Source organism: Solidesulfovibrio sp., assembly GCF_029978005.1.
GTDB lineage: Bacteria > Desulfobacterota > Desulfovibrionia > Desulfovibrionales > Desulfovibrionaceae > Solidesulfovibrio.
On the sequence record NZ_JARKOZ010000172.1, the window covers coordinates 1 to 5,378 of the forward strand.

At 63.3% G+C, this 5,378-nt stretch carries 6 protein-coding genes, 1 tRNA gene and 2 pseudogenes; 3 read left to right on the plus strand and 6 right to left on the minus strand.

Features of this window, described 5'->3' with window-relative positions:
- Positions 1 to 152: 152 nt before the first annotated feature.
- The 6 genes and pseudogenes from jag to Q1K70_RS18660 all read right to left on the minus strand — a co-directional run bounded on the left by jag (position 153) and on the right by Q1K70_RS18660 (position 4,023).
- Positions 153 to 1,217 carry an RNA-binding cell elongation regulator Jag/EloR gene (jag, locus tag Q1K70_RS18635; protein ID WP_300162959.1) on the minus strand — a complete coding sequence of 355 codons (1,065 nt, stop codon included), beginning with the start codon at positions 1,215 to 1,217 and terminating at the stop codon, positions 153 to 155.
- A gap of 66 nt (positions 1,218 to 1,283) precedes the next feature.
- Positions 1,284 to 2,885 (minus strand): membrane protein insertase YidC, encoded by a 1,602-nt coding sequence (yidC, locus tag Q1K70_RS18640; protein WP_300162962.1) that lies wholly within the window; start codon positions 2,883 to 2,885, stop codon positions 1,284 to 1,286.
- An 85-nt stretch (positions 2,886 to 2,970) separates the two neighbouring features.
- Positions 2,971 to 3,177 (minus strand): annotated as a pseudogene (yidD, locus tag Q1K70_RS18645) (membrane protein insertion efficiency factor YidD); the annotation flags it as partial.
- Positions 3,150 to 3,542, minus strand: a pseudogene (gene rnpA / locus Q1K70_RS18650) (ribonuclease P protein component); the annotation flags it as partial. The pseudogenes rnpA and yidD, both read right to left, overlap by 28 nt.
- Before the next feature lie 14 nt (positions 3,543 to 3,556).
- On the minus strand, positions 3,557 to 3,694 hold the full coding sequence (gene rpmH / locus Q1K70_RS18655; RefSeq protein WP_300162972.1) for a 50S ribosomal protein L34: 138 nt from the start codon (positions 3,692 to 3,694) through the stop codon (positions 3,557 to 3,559).
- 56 nt (positions 3,695 to 3,750) lie between these two features.
- On the minus strand, positions 3,751 to 4,023 hold the full coding sequence (locus tag Q1K70_RS18660) for a hypothetical protein (RefSeq protein ID WP_300162965.1): 273 nt from the start codon (positions 4,021 to 4,023) through the stop codon (positions 3,751 to 3,753).
- 110 nt (positions 4,024 to 4,133) lie between these two features.
- Here Q1K70_RS18660 and Q1K70_RS18665 point away from each other — a divergent pair.
- From Q1K70_RS18665 to Q1K70_RS18675, 3 genes are all read left to right on the plus strand, one after another.
- Positions 4,134 to 4,210: transfer RNA gene (locus Q1K70_RS18665), tRNA-Met, on the plus strand.
- A 494-nt stretch (positions 4,211 to 4,704) separates the two neighbouring features.
- Positions 4,705 to 5,037, plus strand: a complete 333-nt coding sequence (locus tag Q1K70_RS18670; RefSeq protein ID WP_129350708.1) for a helix-turn-helix transcriptional regulator — start codon at positions 4,705 to 4,707, stop codon at positions 5,035 to 5,037.
- Positions 5,019 to 5,378: hypothetical protein (locus Q1K70_RS18675; protein WP_300162969.1), on the plus strand; the 360-nt coding region annotated here is incomplete at its 3' end. The genes Q1K70_RS18670 and Q1K70_RS18675, both read left to right, overlap by 19 nt.

The window sequence follows — 5,378 nt, forward strand, 5'->3', positions numbered from 1 at the left end:
CTGGCCGGCTTTGCGGCCAGCACGTTGCCCGAAATTCCCCGGCCACATGGTCTGTCGTCTCGCCGTCCGACGTTCCCGCATCTCCTCCATCCGCCCCGTCGGGGGGGACCGGGGGGGATCATCCCCCCCGGCCGCCGGAGGCATCTTCCCTCTTACCGTTGGCCGTTCTGCGCCTCGTTGCCGTTCCCACTGCCGCCGTTACCGCCGCGAGCGCCGCGGGGGACGATGAGCACGCGTTTGAGCGGCCCTTCGCCTTTGGAGCGGGTGGAGATGGATTCGTCCTCTTGCAGGGCCAGGTGGACGACCCGGCGGTGGTAGGAGGACAGCGGCTTGGTGGACTGGGGCCGGCCGAGGGTTTTGGCCTTGTCGGCCAGGAAGATGGCCATTTTGCGCAGGTTGTCGTCCTGGCGTTCGCGGTAGGCTCCGGTATTGATCTGCACTTTGACCGGGCTGCCGTGTTGTCGGATGACGATGCGGTTGATGATGTACTGGATGGAGGCGAGGGTTTGCCCTTCGCGGCCGATGAGCAGGCCGGAATTTTCCTCGTCGAGGATGAGTACGGACACGCGTTCGCTGTGTCCGGAGATTTCGAATTCGGGGATTTCGCCGAGGATGCCTTCGAGCATGCGCGAGACGGTTTCGCGCACGATGGTTTCCAGTTCCGGGGTGAGCGGCTGGGGCGGCGTTTCGGGGGCGGCGGGCCTGCGTTCCTCGCGCGGGGCGCGGCCGCCGCGGCGGGGGGCTTCCTGTTCCTCGGCGGCGTCGGCCAGGTCGAGGTCGTCGTCATCGGTGAAATCGTCGAGGGGTTCGTCGTTGTCGGCCAGTTCGGGCGCGGCGGCGACGGGCGCGGCCGGCTTGGGCGGCGTCGGCGCGGTCGGAGTCGGCTCGGCCGGGGCGGCCTTGGGGGCCGCTTCGACGGGTTTTTCCTCCCGGGCCGGGGCCCTCTCGCGCGGGGGCCTGGGCGGGCGGGCCGGCTTTTCGGCCTTGGGTTCCTCGTCGCGGGCGGTGGCGGCGGCCATGTCCTGGAGGAGGTTGACTTCCTTGCGCAGCTTGGCTCGGACCTGCGCTTTCTTCTTGCCGACCAGTCCGAAGATGCCGGAGGAGCCGCCGGAGAGGATTTCGACTTCCAGCTTCTCGCGGGGAGCGGCGAAATGCCGACAGGCCTCCTCCATGGCCTCGTCGACGGTCTTGCCGCTAAACGTCTTGAATTCGCTCATATTCGCTCCTTGATTGCACTTGCGCCGCTTTCCACGCGCGGCCCGGGACGCTCGCCGACGAGGGCGTCAGGACTTCTTGTTGAGCATCCAATACTGCTGGGCGATGGAAATGACGTTGTTGACCAGCCAGTAGACGACCAGTCCCGAAGGGAAGTTCAGGAACATGAAGGTGAAGATCACGGGCATGAACAGCATGATCTTGGCCTGGGTGGGGTCGCCCGGGGCCGGGGTCATCTTCTGTTGCAGGAACATGGTCGCGCCCATGATCAGGGGGGTGATGTAGAACGGGTCCTTGGCCGAGAGGTCGGCGAGCCAGATCATGTCGGTGAACGGCAGGTACCGGATGAAGGAGGCGTGCCGGAGCTCGATGGAGTGCAGCAGGGCCTGGTAGAGGCCGAAGAAGACCGGGATCTGCACGATCATGGGCAGACAGCCCCCGGCCGGGTTGACCTTGTAGGTCTTGTACAGCTGCATCATCTCTTCGTTCATCTTCTGGCGATCGTCCTTGTACTTCTCGCGCAGCTGGGTGAGCAGAGGCTGGAGCTTTTTCATCTGCTCCATGGACTTGTAGCTCTTGTGCGACAGCGGCCAGAAGATCGCCTTGATGAGCACGGTCAGCAGGATGATGGCCACGCCGTAGTTGCCGACGTAGTCGTAGAAGAAATGGAGGAGCTTGAGCAGCGGCTTGGCGATGAAGTCGAACCAGCCGTAGTCGATGGCGGCGGCCAGGTGGTGCGGGGCTTCGGCCAGGAACTTGGGGTCCTTGGGGCCGAGGTAGTAGCTGATGGACATGTCGGCGCGGCCGCCGGCCGGGATGTCGATGCCTTCCTTGTCCACGGCCACGCGGAAGACGCCGTCCTCGACCTTGGCCTTGCCGCGCAGGTTTTCGGCCTCGGGGATGACGCCGACGAGGAAGTAGTTGCTCATGATCGAGCCCCACTGCACGGGCTTTTCGTCGGCGACGCCCTCGGCCAGCTTCTTTTCGCTGCTGAAGAGTTCCAGTCCCGAGGTGTCGTAGAAGGCGGCCTGGGTGGGGTTGTAGCTGTCGCCCTCGGCCGAGAGGCGGTCCACGGCCACGGTCATGGACAGGCGATTGGACAGCGGCGCGCCGCCGCCGTTTTGCAGGGACAGCTTTTCGTCGATGAGGTAGCCCGCGCCGGAGAAGGTCATGACGCGCCTGACGGTGAGGTCGCCCATGCGGCCGACGAAGGTGAGGCTGCCGGTGTCGGCCGGGCCGAGGCGCAGGTCGCCGCCTTCGATGCCCCACTCGACGTTCTGCCAAGTGGGCGAGCCGTTGAGGATCAGGCCCAGGGGGGCCTTGACCTGGGACTTGGCGTTGACGAGGTCGACCAGGGGGGAGTCGTTGGCGATGGTCTGGCGGAAATTTTTCAGGGAAAATCGGGACAGCACGCCGCCGGAGGCGTTGAATTCCGCGGTGTAGAGCGGGGTCTGGACGACGACCTTCTTGCCGGGCGTGGGGGCGAAGGTCGCGATGGGCTCGGCCTTTGGGGCCACCGCCTGGGGTTCGCTCGGCGTCTGGGGCTGTGTCTGGGTTGGGGCCGCCGTGTCGGTCTTAGGGACCGGGGGTTTGGCCGGGAACAGGAAGTTCCAGCCCACAAGGACGGCAAGGGAGAGCACCACGGCCATAATTACGCGTTTGTTTTCCATTGTCCTTCAAATCCCGTCGATAAGAGTGGAGGCGCGGGCCAGGGGTTGCGGGGGCGTCGGATCGGCGTTTCGGCCAGGGAGCGTCGGGCACGGGGTCGTAGCCGCCCTTGGCGAAGGGGTGGCAGCGGGCGAGCCGCCACAGGGCGAGCAGGCTTCCCTTGAACGCGCCGAAACGTCCGACCGCTTCCAGGGCGTATTCGGAACAGGTGGGGACAAAGCGGCAGCATGGCGGCTTGAGCGGCGAGAGGGCAAGCCGATAGAAGGTTATGCCCCAGAGGATGACGCTTCGCATGCGGTCACGCTTTCCGGCCGGGCCGGGCGGTCGAGGTCACGGGCCATCCGCGCGAGCAGCGGCCAGATGTCGCGGCAGGCGGTTTCCAGCGTCAGACACGCCGGATCCAGGCTCTTCTTGGCGATGACCACGATGTCCAGGGCGGCGACGGCTTGGGGCGCACCCAGGCGGAAACATTCGCGCAGGACCCGTTTGACGCGGTTCCTGACGACGGCGTTGCCGACTTTCTTGCTGATGGCCATGCCGAGCCGCCAGGGGGCGTCGCGGTTCTGACGCGGCAGCACGAACAGGAGGAAGGTCTTGCCGTGATAGCGGCGGCCCGCGTCGTAGCAGGCCGCGAACTCCCTTCGCGTCCGGAGCCTGTGCGCCGGAGGAAAGCCTAGACGGCCAGACGTTTGCGACCCTTGGCGCGGCGGCGGCGCAGGATGGCCTGGCCGTTCTTGGTCCTGGAGCGGACGAGGAAGCCGTGGGTGCGTTTTCTGCGGGTCTTGCTGGGCTGGTATGTTTTCTTGCTCATGCATGATCTCCAAAATTGTGATGAACTTTTTCCAATATCCACCAAACGCGGTCCCGTCAAGGACGTTGGCCGCGTGGCGGATGGGGGCCGTTCCCGTGAGCGGTCGCGTCGCGGTCCGGGGAATCCTGCCGCGCCGGTTTGCAGCGGCCAGACGCGGCCAGGGCGAGTGCGCCCAGGGCCAGGAGTGGATCGGATTCCAGGACGGCCAGCGTGCCGAGGAGGGCCATGCCTGCCACGGCTGCCCATCCTGCCTTTTTTTTGACGAACAGGGAAGCGGCCAGGAGAGCAAATCCCGCGCCGGCCAGGGTCAGCGTCCACGATGGAGTCATAACTGCCTGCGATAACGAGCTAATATTTGTAATGTGAGGGCGGAAACGATAATTTCATAATTTCCGCTTGACGGGAAGGGGCGATGCGCCTAGAAACATTTCTCCACTGACGCGGGGTGGAGCAGACCGGTAGCTCATCGGGCTCATAACCCGAAGACCGTGGGTTCAAATCCCACCCCCGCAACCAGGAAGTCCAAGGGCTTACGCCAAAAGCGTAGGCCCTTTTTCTTTTCCCAGGCTATTTTTTGGCATTAAATGGCTTTTAGTGGTGGCAAATTGGTGGCAATCGCCCCGAGGAAAGGGGCTGGCGGCCCTCCCCTCCTCCCCGGGGCCGGCGGGCGTGGTGGCAATCTGGCGGGCCGGGACGGGACGGTGGTGGCAATTCTCTATCTTGACTTGTTGTCAAAAAATGACAATATACCTCTATGAATTGGACGGTGACATTTTCGCCCAAGGCGAAAAAGCAGAAAACAAAGCTCCCGGCCCGGATTGCTGAACGCCTGGATGCTCTGCGGATCAAAATCGAGGCTGCCGGCCCCGTCCAACCCAGCGTCCCGCATTTCGGGAGGCTCCAAGGATGGCCCGGCGAAACCTACCACTGCCATCTCAACAAGGGCCGCCCAACCTATGTCGTCATCTGGCAAGTTGAAGAAGATTCCGTACAAGTGGTGGAGGTAATTTATGTTGGAACTCACGAAAAAGCCCCGTACTGACGGGCTTTGGGAAATCTGCGCCGTTGTCCCGGAGAATCACGTCAACCGGGTGACTCTGGCTATCAAAGAAGCTACGGAACCGAGCATTCCCGCATCCGAAGTTTTCCCCGAATCTACGCCCGGTTCCCGGCTGCGCGGCGCGCGAGGGCTTATGGGTCTGACCCAAGCCGAACTGGCGGCCAAGATCGGCGTGGGCGTGCCGAATATTTCGGCCATGGAGCACAACCGCCGGCCCATCGGCAAGGCCATGGCAAAGAAGATCGGAGAAGCGTTGGATTTTCCGTGGACGGCGCTTTTGTAAGCCCAGGACTGCTCGCCAGCCCTGCCGAAGACAATGTAAAGAAAAAGGCCCCAGGATCACCCCCGGGGCCTTTTTCTTTGACGTTTCCTCGTCGCCTTATCCTGTCCCACCGCTTTGGCCTTGTGCACTTAAAACTTTATGCGCTCGATATAGCTCATATCGACAGAATGCAGCGGCTCTATTTCCCTCGGCGCGCAAAGATCGCGACCTTTATTACCCGATTTGAATTGGCCGCCTCCCGAATGGAGGATCACTATCCGGAAATCGAGCAGATCTGCAATGAGATCGCCCAACTCATTATGCCGTTGCATCGGACTATGGTGGACGGCGTCGAACGGGAT